Source organism: Streptomyces clavifer (genome assembly GCF_036345975.1).
Taxonomy (GTDB): domain Bacteria; phylum Actinomycetota; class Actinomycetes; order Streptomycetales; family Streptomycetaceae; genus Streptomyces; species Streptomyces clavifer.
In genome coordinates, this window is the sequence record NZ_CP107793.1 from 6,940,022 (window position 1) to 6,954,968 (window position 14,947).

The window sequence follows — 14,947 nt, forward strand, 5'->3', positions numbered from 1 at the left end:
ACGGGCGGGGGCGGCGGTCGCCCGGGTGTTTCACACTCGGGCGCGTCCTCTGCCGTGATCGTCTGTCAGCACCGGCCCCTCGTGTGCGTGTTCGCACCCCGCCCCGAACAGTCGATCCGTGCACCGCATCCGAAAGGCGTGCGGACGGCAAGGACGACGAACCGTTCGCGCCCCACCGGAAGGACGTGAGATGGCCCGTACCCAGGCCGTGGAGCACTCCTCCGACGAGCACCCCCCACCGGCGGGGCCCGTCGGCACCGGCCGGGTCGCTGCCCCGCACGCCTACGGCCCCGGACCGGACGACGGTCCGCCGCTCCACGAGGCCGGGGCCGTGGACGCCGATGTGGTCGGGGCCGTGCTGCGTACGGCCCGGACGATCCTGGGAGAACGGGTCAGGGAGGCCTCGGAGCTCGATCCCTCCTTCTCCGACGACCTTGCCCGGCGAGTGGCCGACTTCACGCTGGAGGGCGGCAAGCGGATCCGCCCCCGGCTCGTGTGGTGGGGGATGCGCGCCTGTGGCGGCGGGGACGCCGCGTCGGTCGAAGCCGCCCTGCGCATGGGGGTCGCGCTCGAACTCATCCAGACCTGCGCCCTCGTCCACGACGACGTGATGGACCGCTCGCGGCTGCGCCGGGGGCGGCCCGCCGTGCACATCGGTCTCGCCACCCGGGCGGGCCTCTCACCGGACTCCGAGTGGGGTGCGTCGTACGGCACCTCGGCCGCGGTACTGGTCGGGGACCTCGCGCTGGCCTGGGCCGACGACACCGTCGCCGACACCACGCCGGCCACCTCCGCGCACCACCGGATCCGGAGCATCTGGCGTGCGATGAGGACCGAGATGGTCGCCGGACAGTATCTGGACCTGCACGGCCAGGTCACCGGTGGTGGCTCCGCCGCCCGTGCCATACGGACTGCCTGCCTCAAGAGCGCCCTGTACTCGGTGGAGCGCCCGCTGGCGATCGGGGCGGCCCTCGCCGGTGCCGACGAGCGCACCACGGCAGCCCTGCGCTCGGCCGCCCGGGCCGCGGGCATCGCCTTCCAGCTCCGTGACGATCTCCTCGGGGTCTTCGGGGACCCGGCGCAGACCGGAAAGCCGTCCGGGGACGACATCCGCGAGGGCAAGCCGACCTACCTCCTGGCCGTCGCGCGGACCCGCGCCGCCGCCGCGGACGACAAGAAGGCGCTGGCCGTGCTCGACGGTGCGGTGGGCAACGGGGAACTTACCAGGGAAGGACTCGCCGCCGTACGCGGCGTGTTCGACGCGACCGGGGCGCGGGCCCATGTGGAGCGGAACGCGGACCGCCTCGGAGAGCACGCCGCGCGCCGGGTGGCCGAGACCGTCGACGTCCGTGCGCAGGGGGGCCGCCAACTGCTCGAGCTGCTGCGCACGATCTCCGCGGCCCCGGTCCACTCCGCCCCCGCCCCCGCCGCCTCCGGGGCCCGTGGCGGTGCGCCGCCGACCGGTCCGCCGCAAGGACCCTGACCACAGCAGAAGGAGGAGACGACAGGTGATCACGGTCAAGGGTCCCGTCGACCACGTGGTGGTGGTCGGCGCCGGGCTCGCGGGGCTGGCTGCGACGCTTCACCTCCTCGGCGCGGGCCGCCGGGTCACGGTGGTCGAACGGGAGGAGGTTCCCGGCGGCCGGGCGGGGCTCCTGGAGAAGGGCGGCTTCCGCATCGACACCGGCCCGACCGTGCTGACCATGCCGGACCTGGTGGAGGAGGCCTTCGCGGCGGTCGGCCACAGGATGGTCGACCGGCTGGACCTGGTCCGGCTCGACCCCGCGTACAGGGCCCGGTTCGCCGACGGGACACAGCTGGACGTCCACACCGACGGAGCCGCGATGGAAGCGGCGGTGGAGGAGTTCGCGGGGTCCGCGCAGGCGGCCGGCTACCGACGGCTGCGGATCTGGCTGGAGCGTCTCTACCGGGTGCAGATGCGGCGCTTCATCGACGCCAACTTCGACTCGCCGTTGCAGCTTCTGCACCCCGACCTGGTGCGGCTGGCCGCCCTCGGGGGCTTCGGCCGCCTCGACGCCCGGATCGGGCGCTTCGTGTCGGACGAACGGCTGCGCCGGGTCTTCTCGTTCCAGGCCCTGTACGCCGGTGTGCCGCCGGCCCGGGCACTGGCCGCCTACGCGGTCATCGCCTACATGGACACGATCGCCGGGGTGTACTTCCCGCGGGGCGGCATGCACGCCCTGCCCCGCGCGATGGCCGAGTCGGCGCGGGAGGCGGGCGCGGACCTCCGCTACGGCCGGACCGTCACCCGGCTCGAGCGCTCGGGCGAACGCGTCACCGCCGTGATCACCGACCAGGAGCGGATCCCCTGCGACGCCGTGGTGCTGACGCCCGACCTGCCCGTCAGCTACCGGCTGCTGGACCGCAGCCCGCGCCGGGCCCTGCCGCTGCGCCACTCGCCGTCGGCGGTGATCCTGCACGCGGGGACGGACCGCACCTGGCCGGACCTGGCGCATCACACGATCTCGTTCGGCGCGGCCTGGAAGGGCACCTTCCGTGAACTCACCCGGACCGGAAGGCTGATGTCGGATCCCTCGCTCCTCATCACCCGGCCCACCGCTGCCGACGCCTCGCTCGCCCCGCCGGGCAAGCACCTCCACTACGTGCTCGCGCCGTGCCCGAACACCGACATCGGACCGGGCGTCAGGCAGTGGGGTGAGCTGGCACCCCGCTACCGGGACGAGCTGCTGGCCGAACTCGAACGCCGGGAGATGCCCGGCCTCGGCGCGGCGATCGAGGAGGAAGCACTGATCACCCCCGCCGACTGGAGCGCCCAGGGCCACGCGGCGGGCACCCCGTTCTCCGTGGCCCACACCTTCCCCCAGACGGGCCCCTTCCGCCCGCGCAACCTGGTGCGCGGCACGGCCAACGCGGTCCTGGCGGGCTGCGGAACCACGCCGGGCGTCGGCGTACCGACCGTACTGATCTCCGGGAAGCTGGCCGCGGCGAGGATCACAGGGCCCCGCCCCACCCTCGACGCGGCGCGTTCCGTTCCGAAAGGGGCTCACGCATGACCGGCCGTGAACTCGACGCAGCGGGCATCCACGATCCCGCCCTCCGCGCGGCGTACACCCACTGCCGCGGGCTCAACGCGCGGCACGGCAGGACGTACTTCCTGGCGACGCGGCTGCTCCCCGTCGACCGCAGGCCGGCCGTCCACGCGCTGTACGGCTTCGCGCGGTGGGCGGACGACATCGTGGACGACCTGGAGAGCGGTGCCACCTCCGGAGAGCGGGCCCGCGCGCTGCTCGCTCTGGAGGCCCAGCTGGACGCGGGGCTGCGGCAGGGCGGGACCACCGAACCGGTGATCCTCGCGCTCGCCCACACCGCGGGCCGGTACGGCATCGACCACCGGCACTTCACCGAGTTCCTCTCGTCCATGCGCAGCGACCTGACGGTCGGCGGCTACGCCTCGTACGAGGAACTCGGGCGCTACATGCACGGGTCGGCCGCGGTCATCGGTCTGCAGATGCTGCCGGTGCTCGGCACGGTGGTGCCGAGGGAGGAGGCCGCGCCGCACGCGGCCGCGCTCGGCGTCGCGTTCCAGCTCACCAACTTCCTTCGGGACGTGGGTGAGGACCTCGACCGGGGCCGGCTGTACCTGCCCGCGGATCTGCTGACCGCGTACGGGGTGGACCGGCGGCGGTTCGAGTGGAGCCGCCGCACCGGGGCCCGGGACTCCCGGATCACCGACGTCCTGCGGGCCGCCGCGGCGCACAACCGCGCGGTGTACCGGCAGGCGCTGCCCGGACTGGCCATGCTGTCCCCGGTGTCGCGGCCCTGCATCCGCACGGCGTTCGTGCTCTACAGCGGCATCCTCGACGCGATCGAGGCAGACGGGTACGCCGTCCTGCACCGGCGGGCGGTGGTGTCCCGCGGCAGGCGGGCGACCGTGGCGTTCGACGGGCTGGTGCGCGCGGTCGCGTACCGCGTGTTGCACCGATCAGCGGGGGCGTCGTGGGGAGGGAGCGCGGAGACCGGCCGCGATGCCCGGTACCGGCCGCCCCGTGCGGTGCGGCCGGTGGAGGAGGGGGCGGCATGAGTGCTGCCGGCCGGTGGCGCGTCCCGCTGCGGCTGCGTCGCGACCCCGTCCCGTGGGAGCGGCAGGCCCCCACCTGGCGCGAGGCCCGGCCGGGGCTCATCGCCGACGCCCTGAAACGGGCCCGCGGCCGTCCGTCGGGAAACTGGTACGTGATCGGCGGCTCGCGCGCGCTCGCTCCCGGCAGTCCGGCCGGGGTCACCGTCGCGGGCACCGAAGTGGTCGCCTGGCGTGACGCCGGGGGCCGGCTCCGCGCGGGACCGGGTGCCTGCCCGCACCTGGGGGCGCCCCTGCGCGACAGCCCCGTGCGCTGCGGCACCCTGATCTGCCACTGGCACGGGATGGCCCTGGACGGCGGGCCGGTGGCGGGTTGGGAGCCCTACCCGGCCTTCGACGACGGCGTCCTGCTCTGGGTGCGGCTGGACGCGGTGGGCGGCGAGAGCCCGTCCGAACGGCCCTTCGTGCCGCCCCGCCCCGGGGTCCGGGAGGCCGTCGACGCCGTGTACGAGGGCGTGGGCAGGTGCGAGCCGGAGGACGTGGTGGCGAATCGCCTGGACCCGTGGCACGGGGCGTGGTTCCACCCCTATTCCTTCGTGGACCTGAAGGTGACCGGTACGCCCGGGGGCGGAGCGGACGACGACGGCTTCGCCGTCGACGTGTCGTTCAAGGTGGCCGGGCGGGTGGTGGTGCCGGTCCGGGCCCGCTTCACGGCGCCCGGGCCCCGTACGGTCGTGATGCACATCGTCGAGGGTGAGGGCGAGGGGTCGGTGGTGGAGACGCACGCCACGCCGCTCACCCCGGACGGCGACGGCAGGCCGCGCACCGCGGTGACCGAGGCACTGCTCGCCGCCTCCGACCGCAGGGGGTTCGCCGTCGCGCGGGCGACCGCGCGGCTGTGGCGCCCGCTGATGAGGGCCTCGGCCGGCCGGCTGTGGCGGGACGACCTGGCGTATGCGGAGAGGCGCTGGGAGCTGCGCGACAGCGGGCGGTTCCCTGGCTGACGGGGTGGGCCCGGGTGCGTGCGAACCCGGGCCGCCCGGCCGGCGGCTGCGGCCGGAACGCGTCAGCCGGCCTCCAGTGCGGCGAGCCGCCGCAGGACCGCGGAGCGGCCGGCCCGCGGTACGGTCCAGAGCGTCTGCCCGCGCACGCCCCAACGCTCCAGCAGGGCGCTCGCGGCGAGGAAACCACTTGTCGCGGCGCGTTCCATCAGGGCCACCGGCAGCTCCGTGCGGACCATGTCCCCGGCGACCGTGACGGCGGGGTCCGGGGTGCGTACGCCCGGCCGGTCGCGGTAGCCGCCGACCGGGAACATCGGGCAGTCCGCCCGCCATTCATGACGCTCGTCGACGATCCTGGCGCTCCGCGTCTCCGGGTAGACCTCGTACAGCCGCTGCAGCGCGGCCCTCTGTACGGCGGCGCGTTCGGCCTCCGGTGGCACGGCGTAGGCGTGCAGCTCGATGACCGAGCCCTTCGTACGGCGCGCCCACCGGGACGCCTCGCCCTCCCAGCGGTCCAGGACACTGACGTTGTCCAGCGGCCCGTAGCCGCTGGTCCCGAGGAAACCGGGCCGGTCGGCCGCCACCGGCCGGTCCAGCCACAGCCGCGAGACCAGGAACGGCGGGGCGGTGCGCAGCCGGCCGATCCGCGACCGCCACGCGGCGTCGCCCAGCCCGGGTGAGGCGGCGACGACCTGGCGCAGGCCGCCGCTGTCCAGGGCCAGGACGAGGGCGTCGTACCGCGTGGTGCGTGCGTCGGTGGCGATGTCGAGGCCGCCGTCGGCGCGCGGGGTCACCCGCCGGACCGGTGTCCCGGTACGCACGCGGGCGGCGTGGCCCTCCAGGTAGCGCCGCAGCGGGTCCCACAGCGCCGTCGGGAACGGCTCGTCGGGCACGTCGAAGAGCAGCCCTTCGCTGGAGCCGAGGAAGTAGATGTGGAACATCAGCACCAGCTCCGCCGCGGACAGTTCGCGCGGATCGGCGAAGAAGCTGCGAGAGAACACCTCGAAGGCCAGGTGGTGGGCCGCTTCCGGGAAGCGGATGCGCGTCAGGAGGTCGTGGGCGCTGATGCCGTCGAGCCGGTCGTAGACCCCGGGCACCCGGACGTCCAGCAGCGGCAGTGCGGCGCGGGGGTTCATGCGCAGAAGGTCCCGCAGGCCGAAGGTGGGACTCAGCGCGACGAACCCCAGGGCGCTGAGCGGAGGAGTGCGTGGCACCCGGGCGAAGCTGTCGCACAGCCCGGAGCTGTGCCACAGGGGGTAGTCCGGGAGCGGGGTCAGCGAGTCCAGCCCGGGATCCACCCGGCGCAGCAGGCCGCGCAGGTTGTAGTACTGCCGGAAGAACGCGTGGAAGCCGCGGCTCATGGTCACGGTCGTGCCGTCGGAGAGCCGCGTCGGCCAGCCCGACAGCCGTCCGCCGAGAGCCGGCTCGCGCTCGTACAGGGTGACGTGAGCGCCGCGCTCGGCGAGCAGCGTGGCCGCCGCGATCCCGGCGATCCCGCCGCCCACGACCGCCACCGCGGGCGCCTGCGCCGCGAACCGGGCTCGCCCTTGCGGCGCGTGCACGACGGCGGCCCGGCGGTCCCGGCCGCGCCGGTGGCCCGTACCCCTGGCCCGGAACTCTGTCATGCCCGTCCCTCCGCACTGCTGGTGGCCCGTGCGACGAAGGTGTGGGTGATCCCGGTCTGCCAGCCGGGCAGCGGGAGCACACGTACGGAGGAGAACCCGGCCCTGCGCAGGCGGCCCGCGAACGCGGGCGCCGTGTCGAAGCCGACGACGCTGCGCCGGAGGTGGTCGTAGAGCCCCGCGTCTCCGGCGAGACGTCCCGCGGGCAGCACGACGGCGCCGCAGACCGCGTGCCACACGAGGCGATGGACCGGCGAACCGCCGAGCGTGTACTCGTGCACGCCGAGCCGGCCGCCGGGGGTGAGCAGGCCGCTCACCGCGGCCAGCGTGGCGTCCGGGTCGGTGAGGTTGCGGAAGAGGTACCCCGCGAACACCGCGTCGAAGGAGCCCGGATCGAAGCGGCCGGCCAGCTCCTCCACCGGGGCGTGCAGGAACTCGACGGTGTCCGGCCAGCGCTTCCCGGCAGCCCGGTCCAGCATGCCCGCCGAGGCGTCGACGCCGGTGATCCGGGCGTGCGGGGCCGCGGCGAGGAGCGCGGCCGTGGAGGCGCCCGTACCGCACCCCAGGTCCAGCACACGCAGTCCGTCGCCGCCGTTCGGCAGCCCCAGACGGCGGGCGGAGCGGCGCAGATGGGCGTGGTAGCCGGGGCTGACCGCGACGAGGCGGTCGTAGGAGGCGGAGCCGCGATCGAAGGCGGCGGACAGTGCGGCGCCGCGCAACAGGGTCATGGGGTGCTCTCCTCGTGACCGGTTGGTCGGGGCGTGGGAGGGGCCGGATGTTCGGTGTCCGGTGCGCGTCTGGACCGGAAGGGGAGCTCGAGGGCGGTCCGCAGCATGGGGGCGACCGGTGTCCGCAGACCGATCAGGAGGTCTTCGTGGAGGCGGGTGCCGCCGTCCAGGAACCGGAGCAGCCGCTCACCGGGGACGTCTCGGAAGAGGCGGGTGAAGAACTCGGCGCCGTCGATGCGGCCGCTGTCCAGGGCACGCAGCATGACCGCGTCCATGGCGCGCGGCCGGGCACCGTGGGGCGCCGGCATCCGCAGGGCGCGGCCGGCCCGCACGGACGCGGCGACGGCCCGGCTCTGCCGCTGCACCGCCGCGAACGTGTAGCCGGTGGACGGGCGGGTGGCGCCTCCGGCGGTTCCGATGCGGAAGACCGACCGCCCGTCCTGGCGCGGGAAGCGGCCGTCCGTCATGGGGATGACGCCCCGCTCCTCGGCGATGATCCTGAACTCCCCGAGTCGCAGGACCTCTTGGGTGTAGTGGTCCAGCGCGCGCCGGTAGCCGTCGGGGTCCAGAGCGGCTCGTGAGAATTCGGTGTACTCGATCAGGGCGGTGTCGGGTCCCAGGGGCAGGACGTAGCCGAACGAGAGCCCTCGCGAGGGCTGGCGGGTGCGGAAGTCCATCAGGTCGGCGGTGGCCGGATCGAAGAGCGGACGCCCGGTGCGGACGAACCAGCCCGCGAAGTGCTGGAGCAGGACGGTGCGGGCCGGTGGCAGGCGGCTGGGCGGCCGTGAGTCGAAGACGCGGTGGGCGCGGAGAACCAGCTCGGCGCCCCGCCCGTCACGGGCGAGGACCTCGCCGCCGTCCGGCGTGCTGCGTACGGCGGTCACCGTCGCCTCCACCCTGCGGAACCCGGCCGCGCGGGAGAGCCGCCGGTGGACGTGCGCTTCGAAGGCGTCCGACCGCAGCATCTTGTACAGGAAGGGGGCGGGCCGGGTCTCGGTGGCCGTACCGTCGGCACCCCGCACCCGTAGCCGCTGCCAGGAGGCGGACAGAACGGAGTCGTACGCCCCGCCGGGAGGCTCCCAGAAGCACCAGGTCCGCGGGGCCGGGCGCAGGGGCCCGGGCGGGGCGTCGACCAGGACGACCGACAGGGGAGTGGCGGCGTCCGGCGCGCAGAGGCGGTACGCGAGGCTCAGTCCGGCCGCACCGCCACCCACGATGACGACTTCGGGGTCGGGCACGGCTCCCCTCTCGGTTGGCGGCTACCGATACTTCCGCACCGTGCGGCCCGTCGGAGGTGTACGACGCGCCGGTGTCCGGGGGGAATCACAGGGAACGGCCCCGGCGGACCGGGGCCGGGCAGGGGCGCAGGCCTTCGGCGGAGCCGACCGGTCGCGCTATTCGGTGCGTCCGGCCCTGACACCACCCTCCTGCTTGTGGGACCTTCGGGACACCCGGATCCAGACGAAGACCAGGAGCGCGATGACGGCTGCCGCGAGAACGACCTTGGAGTAGGCGGAGACGTAGGTGGAGACGACCTCCCACTGCGCTCCGAGGAAGTATCCGGCCAGCACGAAGGCCGTGTTCCACAGCGCGCTGCCCAGGGTGGTCAGCGTGAGGAAGATCGGCAGGGGCATGCGCTCGACGCCCGCCGGTACGGAGATCAGGCTGCGGAACACCGGGATCATCCGGCCGAAGAAGATCGCCTTGGTGCCGTGGCGTTCGAACCACGCCTCCGTCCTTTCGATGTCCGTGACCTTCACCAGCGGGATCTTGGCCGCGAGGGCGACCGTCCGGTCCCGGCCCAGTGCGGCGCCTATCCCGTACAGCGCGAGGGCGCCGACGACCGAACCGAGGGTCGTGAACACCAGGGCGGCGAGGAGGCTCATCCGGCCGGTGCTCGCGGCGAAGCCGGCCAGCGGGAGGATCACCTCGCTGGGCAACGGCGGAAAGAGGTTCTCCAGAGCGATGGCCAGTCCGGCTCCTGGAGCCCCGAGGGTGCCCATCAGGTCGTTCACCCACTGCGTCACGCCACTGTCGGTCATGCGGACCACGGTAGCGATCCCAACCTGAAGCGATCCTGAAGCGGCCGGGGGACCGCGACGCCGAGGTCGGGAAGCGGCACGGCGTGCCGCCTCCCTGGGAGAACGGCGGCGGGGCGCTTCGGCGTCGCGCCCCACCGCCGTCACCGGACCGCTGTCGCGGCCGGATCCGCCGGCACCGCCTCCCGAGGTGACGACGGAGTCGAGAGGCCGCTCAGCCGGGCAGGATCCACTTCTGGTTGGCGGCGGCGAGGCAGGTCCAGAGGTGGAGTCTGGTGCCGTCGGCCGAGGAGACGCCGGATGCGTCGAGGCATTTGCCGGACTGCGGGTTCTTCAGGGTTCCGTCGGGCTGCGGTACCCATTTCTGGGCGCCGGTGTTGTTGCAGCCGTAGAGCTGGACCTTGGTGCCGTCGGCGGTGGCGCCGCCGCTGATGTCCATGCACTTGCCGAGTGCGCGCAGTGTGTCGTCCGTGGCGTTCGTCCAGGTCTGGGCCGCCGACTGGTTGCAGGTCCAGAGCTGGATCTGTGTGCCGTCCGTGCTCGCCCCGTTGGCGACGTCGACGCACTTGCCGCCGAAGCCCGTGATGGCGCCGGCCTTCGGGCCGGTGGTACCTCCGAGTTCCTTGATGCGGATGTTGCGGAAGGACACGTCGTCGCCGTCGCCGTGGTTCTGCAGGCCGATATGTCCCTGTCGGAGGCTGCGGGTGGGGACGGTGTTGGTGAAGTCGTTGATCTCGACTCCGTTGAGGTACACCCGCAGGCGCTCGCCCTCGACCCGGATCTCGTAGGTGTTCCACTCGCCGGGAGGGTTCAGCGCCCTGTCGCGGGCGTTCGTTTCGGCGGACCTGAAGCCGTAGACGGAGCCTGTCGTGCGGTCCGGGGCGTCCGTGGCGTCGATCTGGATCTCGTACCCGTTGTCGACGGCCGACCAGGGGTCGTCCGAGGCCGGGAAGCCGACGAGGACACCGGAGTTGTCGTCACCGGCCTGCCGCCAGTCGAGCTTCAGTGAGTAGGAGGTGAACTCCTTGGCCTGGTACCACATCATTCCGAGACCGCCCTGTGAGGTGAGGGTGGAGTCGGCGTTCGCGAAGGAGCCCGGCCCGGCCTGCTTCCAGCCCGTCGTTCCCGCGGTCCCGAAGAGCGTGGTGTAGCCGGTCTCCGGGCGGCAGTCCGCCTCGGTCGTTCCGGCGGACCAGCGGATGCCGCCGAGCAGATGGCGGCGGAAGGACGGGTCGGCGTAGGACTCCTCGGTGTGGCCGCCACCGGTGTAGAAGGCGCGGCCGCCCTGATAGTCCTTGCACCAGGCGATGGGGTGGTCGCCGCCCATGGAACCGCCGCTGTAGCTGGACTCGTCGAGGGAGGCCAGCACATGGGCGGTGGTGCGCGGGTTGGTGCGGTAGTCGTACCACTCGTCGGTCCGCTGCCAGGCAGGGCCGAGATGGGCGGTGGCGTCGTGGGCGCGGTCCTCCACCTTCACCGTCGCGGGCTGGATCGCCGGATGCGACTGGAACAGGGAGCCTGCCAGCCCCGCGTACCAGCTCCAGTCGTATTCCGTGTCGGCTGCCGCGTGGATGCCGACGTAGCCTCCGCCCGCCGCGATGTAGCCCTCGAAAGCGGTCTGCTGGGCGGCGTTCAGCACGTCGCCCGTCGTGGAGAGGAAGACGACGCTCTCGTAGCCGTCCAGGTTGGCCGGGGTGAACGCGGTGGCGTCCTCCGTCGCCGTGACGGTGAAGTTGTTGGCGGTCCCCAGCGCGCGCAGGGCGGCGACGCCCTCGTCGATGGAGGAGTGGCGGAAACCGGCGGTCTTGGAGAAGACCAGCACGTCGTACGCGGGGTCGGCGACCGCAGGCGCCGGGCGGGCGGACGGGGCCGGTCCGGCCTCGGCTGCCGTGGAGGCGGTCGCGGGCAGAGCGGCTGCCGCGAGCAGGCCGCAGACGGCCCGGGCAGCGAGGTGTACGAGTCGTCCGCTCATGGCAGGATCCACTTCTGGTTGGCGGCGGCGAGGCAGGTCCAGAGGTGGAGCCTGGTGCCGTCGGCCGAGGAGACGCCGGATGCGTCGAGGCATTTGCCGGACTGCGGGTTCTTCAGGGTTCCGTCGGGCTGCGGTACCCATTTCTGGGCGCCGGTGTTGTTGCAGCCGTAGAGCTGGACCTTGGTGCCGTCGGCGGTGGCGCCGCCGCTGATGTCCATGCACTTGCCGAGTGCGCGCAGTGTGTCGTCCGTGGCGATCGTCCAGGTCTGGGCCGCCGACTGGTTGCAGGTCCAGAGCTGGATCTGTGTGCCGTCCGTGCTCGCCCCGTTGGCGACGTCGACGCACTTGCCGCCGAAGCCCGTGATCCGGCCGCTGCGTGCGGGCGTGTCACCGGTGCTGAACGTGAAGTCGTCGAGGTCGAAGAGGGATCCGCTGCCGCCCTTGAAGACGAGGTAGAGCGTGGTGGTGCCGGAAGGGCGGTCGGTGAGGTTCGCGGTCACGTTCCGGAACGTCTCCCAGCCGCCGGTGACGGGGACGGCCGCGGAGCCGATGAGGGTGCCGGTGGGGGAGCCGGTCCGGACCTCCAGGGTGCCCCCGCTGCCGCCGGAGGAGACCCTCGCGGTCAGCGAGGTGGCGTTGCCGAGGATGTACGGCTCGAAGGAGATCCAGTCACCGTTGTCGATGGTCCCGACCGTCTTCCCGCCGTTCGCCGCCGCTTTGTCGATGACCGTCACGCCGGCGGAGCCGCCGTAGTGCTCGGCCTGGCGCTTGCTGCCCTGGCTGATGTTCTGGTCGTGGGTGGTGAGGGCGGGCTGGCCGTTCGCCCCCTTGTCGGTGTATTCGGCGTCCCAGACGCCGAAGATGTTCGCGTTGGGGTCGTGTTCACCGTCGGCGATGGTCTGTACGGTGCCGGAGCAGCCGGTGGCGGAGGTCTGCGGGTGGCCGTGGCTGTCGTGGCCGACGATGAACGTGACCTTGACCCTGGAGCAGTCGATCGTGCCGTCCTCGGGGTCGGTGACGGTCACCTTGAAGGGGACGGCGGCGCCCGGGTCGATGATGGCGCCGTCGGCCGGAAGCTCCAGGCGGACCGTCGGCGCCGTGTTGCCGACGGTGACGACGACGGAGGCGGTCGCGGTGTTCCCGGTTCCGTCGGAGAGCGTCAGCTCCGCGGTGTAACGGCCGTTGGCGGTGTAGGTGTGCGCCGGGTTCGCCGCGGTCGAGGTGCCTCCGTCGCCGAACTTCCAGGCGTGGCCGAGGGGGTCGCCGTCGGGGTCGGAGCTGCCCGCGGAGGAGAACTGGACCGTGAGTGGGGCCTTGCCCGAGGTGCGGTCGGCGGTGGCCCTGGCGAGCGGTGAGCGCCCTCCGCTGACGTTCTCGATGCGGTAGAGCGCACTGTTGGCGTCACCGTTGAAGTACCCGGTGCCGTAGTCGAGGACGTACAGCGCACCGTCCGGACCGAACGCCATGTCCATGACCTGGGTGCCCTGCCAGGGGAACGCGTTGATCGACTGCACGGTTCCGTCGGCGCCCTGCTCGACGCGCTTGATCCACTTGCGGCCGAACTCACCGGCGAAGAAGTCGCCGTCGAAGCTCTCGGGGAACTTGACCGCGGAGGCCGACGCCGCGTCGTAGCGGTACACGGGGCCGCCCATGGGTGACTCCGAACCGCTGCCGAACTCGGGTACGGAGCCGCCGTCGTAGGGGATCCAGGCGGGCTGGGCCGGAGGCAGGTCGGTCAGGCCGGTGTTGTTCGGCGAGGTGTTCCTCGGCGCGGAACAGGAGAAGGCGGAGCCGGATGTGGAGGTGGCGAAGTCGTAGTCGACATAGGCGTTGTTCTTGCCGGTGCAGTAGGGCCAGCCGTAGTTGCCCGCTGTGGTGATCCGGTTGAACTCGACCTGGCCCGCGGGCCCCCGGGAGGCGTTGGCGGTCCCCGCGTCGGGGCCGTAGTCACCGACGTAGACGACACCGGTGGGCTTGTCGACGCTCATCCGGAACGGGTTGCGGAAGCCCATGGCGTAGATCTCCGGCCTGGTCCTCGCGGTGCCGGGAGCGAAGAGGTTGCCCGGCGGGACGGAGTAGCCGCCGTCCGCGCCGACCTTGATGCGCAGCACCTTGCCGCGCAGGTCGTTGGTGTTGCCCGACGAACGCTGGGCGTCGTAGGCGGGGTTGCGGTCGGACCGCTCGTCGAGGGGGGCGTAGCCGTCGGAGGCGAAGGGGTTGCTGTCGTCGCCGGTGGAGAGGTACAGGTTGCCCTGGGCGTCGAAGTCGATGTCGCCGCCGACGTGGCAGCACAGGCCGCGGCTCGCTGGAACGTCGAGGATCTTCTTCTCGGTGGCGGTGTCGAGCTTGCCGCTCGTCGTGAGGACGAAGCGTGAGAGCCGGTTGACGCCGTCGAACAGTGCGAAATCCGCCGCGGAGCCGTTCGCGGGGGCGTCCCCCGCGGGAGTCGAGAGCTTCGGGGCGTAGTAGAGGTAGACGAACCGGTTCGTGGCGAACCCCGGGTCCACTCCGACGCCCTGCAGGCCTTCCTCGTCGTGCGAGTAGACGTCCAGCTTGCCGGCGACCGCGGTGGCGCCGGCGGCGTCCGTGAGGCGGAGGGTGCCGTCCCGCGAGGTGTGGAGGACGGACCTGTCGGGCAGGACGGCGAGCGTCATCGGCTCACCGGTCTCGGCCACCCCCTTGGCGAGGGTGACCTGTTGGAATTCCTCTGCGGCCGCCGGTGCCGCTTCGGCCGGTGTCTGCTGTGCGGTGAGGGCGCCCGCGGCGATGAGCAGGGTGCAGACGAGCGCCGCGAGGGGTCGGGTGGGTCTCCTGTGCACGCGAATCCTCCGTATGGTGACGGGGTCGAGGTGGAGCACAGGCGCGCGCCGTCGCGCCGGGGAGGACCGGGTGCCCACAGGGGGAGGGGAGGGCACCCGGTCCTTGTCGTCCGGTTCAGATCAGGAAGGTAATGGCTTTTACACCGGCCAGATACCCCTTTGACGCGCCGGGTCGCAACTTTCTCTAGTAGCGGGACAAAGCTGCTGGGTGGGCTCCTGGGTCGCCGGAGGAATCCACGGCGATCCCACATGCCGGTCCACAGCATGGAGTCGGTGGTGCGACCACCGGGCCCGCCGACCTCTCGGGGCCGTCGCGACGCCCACCCATGGGTCGGCCGGACCGCCGGGGCGGGGCCTCGGCGGACGTGCAGCCGCGTGCAGCGCGCTCGCCTTCTCAGGTCAGCCGCGCGACCAGCCGTCCGGCTCGCCGGGTGCGCGTTCCGCGGCCGCTGCTGCAAGCTGTCGCCGGACGCGGTCACCTCGATACGGCTGCTGTGCACGGCAGTTGTCACGCCTCAGCGGCCCGGCGCCACCGTGCGGTCCCGTTCGCCGGGGCCGGGCCAAGGGCGGTGAGTCGTCGCCCCACGGTGTGAAGGCCTGCGGCTCGTGATCGGGAGGGCGGATCGGTGCCGAGCAGGCGTGTGGGGCGCGCGACGAGGTTCACGGGGCCGTCGACGAGATCGCCGGGGGAGCCGTCGGAGAGGCGGCA

Annotated in this window: 10 protein-coding genes; 4 read left to right on the forward strand and 6 right to left on the reverse strand. The window is 72.9% G+C overall.

Translation table 11 applies throughout. The annotated features are described in order from the left end of the window. The first annotated feature begins 190 nt into the window (after positions 1-190). From OG927_RS30110 to OG927_RS30125, 4 genes are read left to right on the forward strand one after another with little or no spacing between them, the layout of a single operon-like run. The gene (locus OG927_RS30110) at positions 191-1,483 is read left to right on the forward strand and encodes a polyprenyl synthetase family protein (RefSeq protein ID WP_330321105.1); all 1,293 of its coding nucleotides are present in this window, start codon (positions 191-193) and stop codon (positions 1,481-1,483) included. Between the two features lie 25 nt (positions 1,484-1,508). Next, positions 1,509-3,035, forward strand: a complete 1,527-nt coding sequence (locus OG927_RS30115) for a phytoene desaturase (protein WP_330321106.1) — start codon at positions 1,509-1,511, stop codon at positions 3,033-3,035. Beyond that, a complete protein-coding gene (locus tag OG927_RS30120) occupies positions 3,032-4,063 on the forward strand; it encodes a phytoene/squalene synthase family protein (RefSeq protein WP_330321107.1) in 1,032 nt (343 codons plus the stop codon). Before OG927_RS30115 ends, OG927_RS30120 begins: the two co-directional genes overlap by 4 nt. Beyond that, on the forward strand, positions 4,060-5,061 hold the full coding sequence (locus OG927_RS30125) for a DUF5914 domain-containing protein (protein ID WP_330321108.1): 1,002 nt from the start codon (positions 4,060-4,062) through the stop codon (positions 5,059-5,061). The genes OG927_RS30120 and OG927_RS30125 overlap by 4 nt, the downstream gene beginning before the upstream one ends. 62 nt (positions 5,062-5,123) lie before the next feature. Here OG927_RS30125 and OG927_RS30130 read toward each other — a convergent pair whose 3' ends face one another. The 6 genes from OG927_RS30130 to OG927_RS30155 all read right to left on the reverse strand — a co-directional run bounded on the left by OG927_RS30130 (position 5,124) and on the right by OG927_RS30155 (position 14,238). Next, complete coding sequence (locus tag OG927_RS30130; protein WP_209471779.1) at positions 5,124-6,683, reverse strand: NAD(P)/FAD-dependent oxidoreductase; 1,560 nt, start codon at positions 6,681-6,683, stop codon at positions 5,124-5,126. Next, entirely contained in the window at positions 6,680-7,408 is a 729-nt protein-coding gene (locus OG927_RS30135; protein ID WP_330321109.1) for a class I SAM-dependent methyltransferase, read from the reverse strand. Before OG927_RS30135 ends, OG927_RS30130 begins: the two co-directional genes overlap by 4 nt. After that, complete coding sequence (locus OG927_RS30140) at positions 7,405-8,646, reverse strand: lycopene cyclase family protein (protein ID WP_330321110.1); 1,242 nt, start codon at positions 8,644-8,646, stop codon at positions 7,405-7,407. Before OG927_RS30140 ends, OG927_RS30135 begins: the two co-directional genes overlap by 4 nt. 156 nt (positions 8,647-8,802) lie before the next feature. Beyond that, positions 8,803-9,450: a DedA family protein gene (locus tag OG927_RS30145; protein ID WP_057573665.1), complete on the reverse strand. Its 648-nt coding sequence runs from the start codon at positions 9,448-9,450 to the stop codon at positions 8,803-8,805. Positions 9,451-9,661: 211 nt separating this feature from the next. Beyond that, positions 9,662-11,419, reverse strand: coding sequence for a ThuA domain-containing protein (locus OG927_RS30150; protein WP_330321111.1), 1,758 nt, complete (start codon positions 11,417-11,419; stop codon positions 9,662-9,664). Then, positions 11,416-14,238 carry a PQQ-dependent sugar dehydrogenase gene (locus tag OG927_RS30155; RefSeq protein ID WP_330321112.1) on the reverse strand — a complete coding sequence of 941 codons (2,823 nt, stop codon included), beginning with the start codon at positions 14,236-14,238 and terminating at the stop codon, positions 11,416-11,418. The genes OG927_RS30150 and OG927_RS30155 overlap by 4 nt, the downstream gene beginning before the upstream one ends. Positions 14,239-14,947 lie beyond the last annotated feature (709 nt).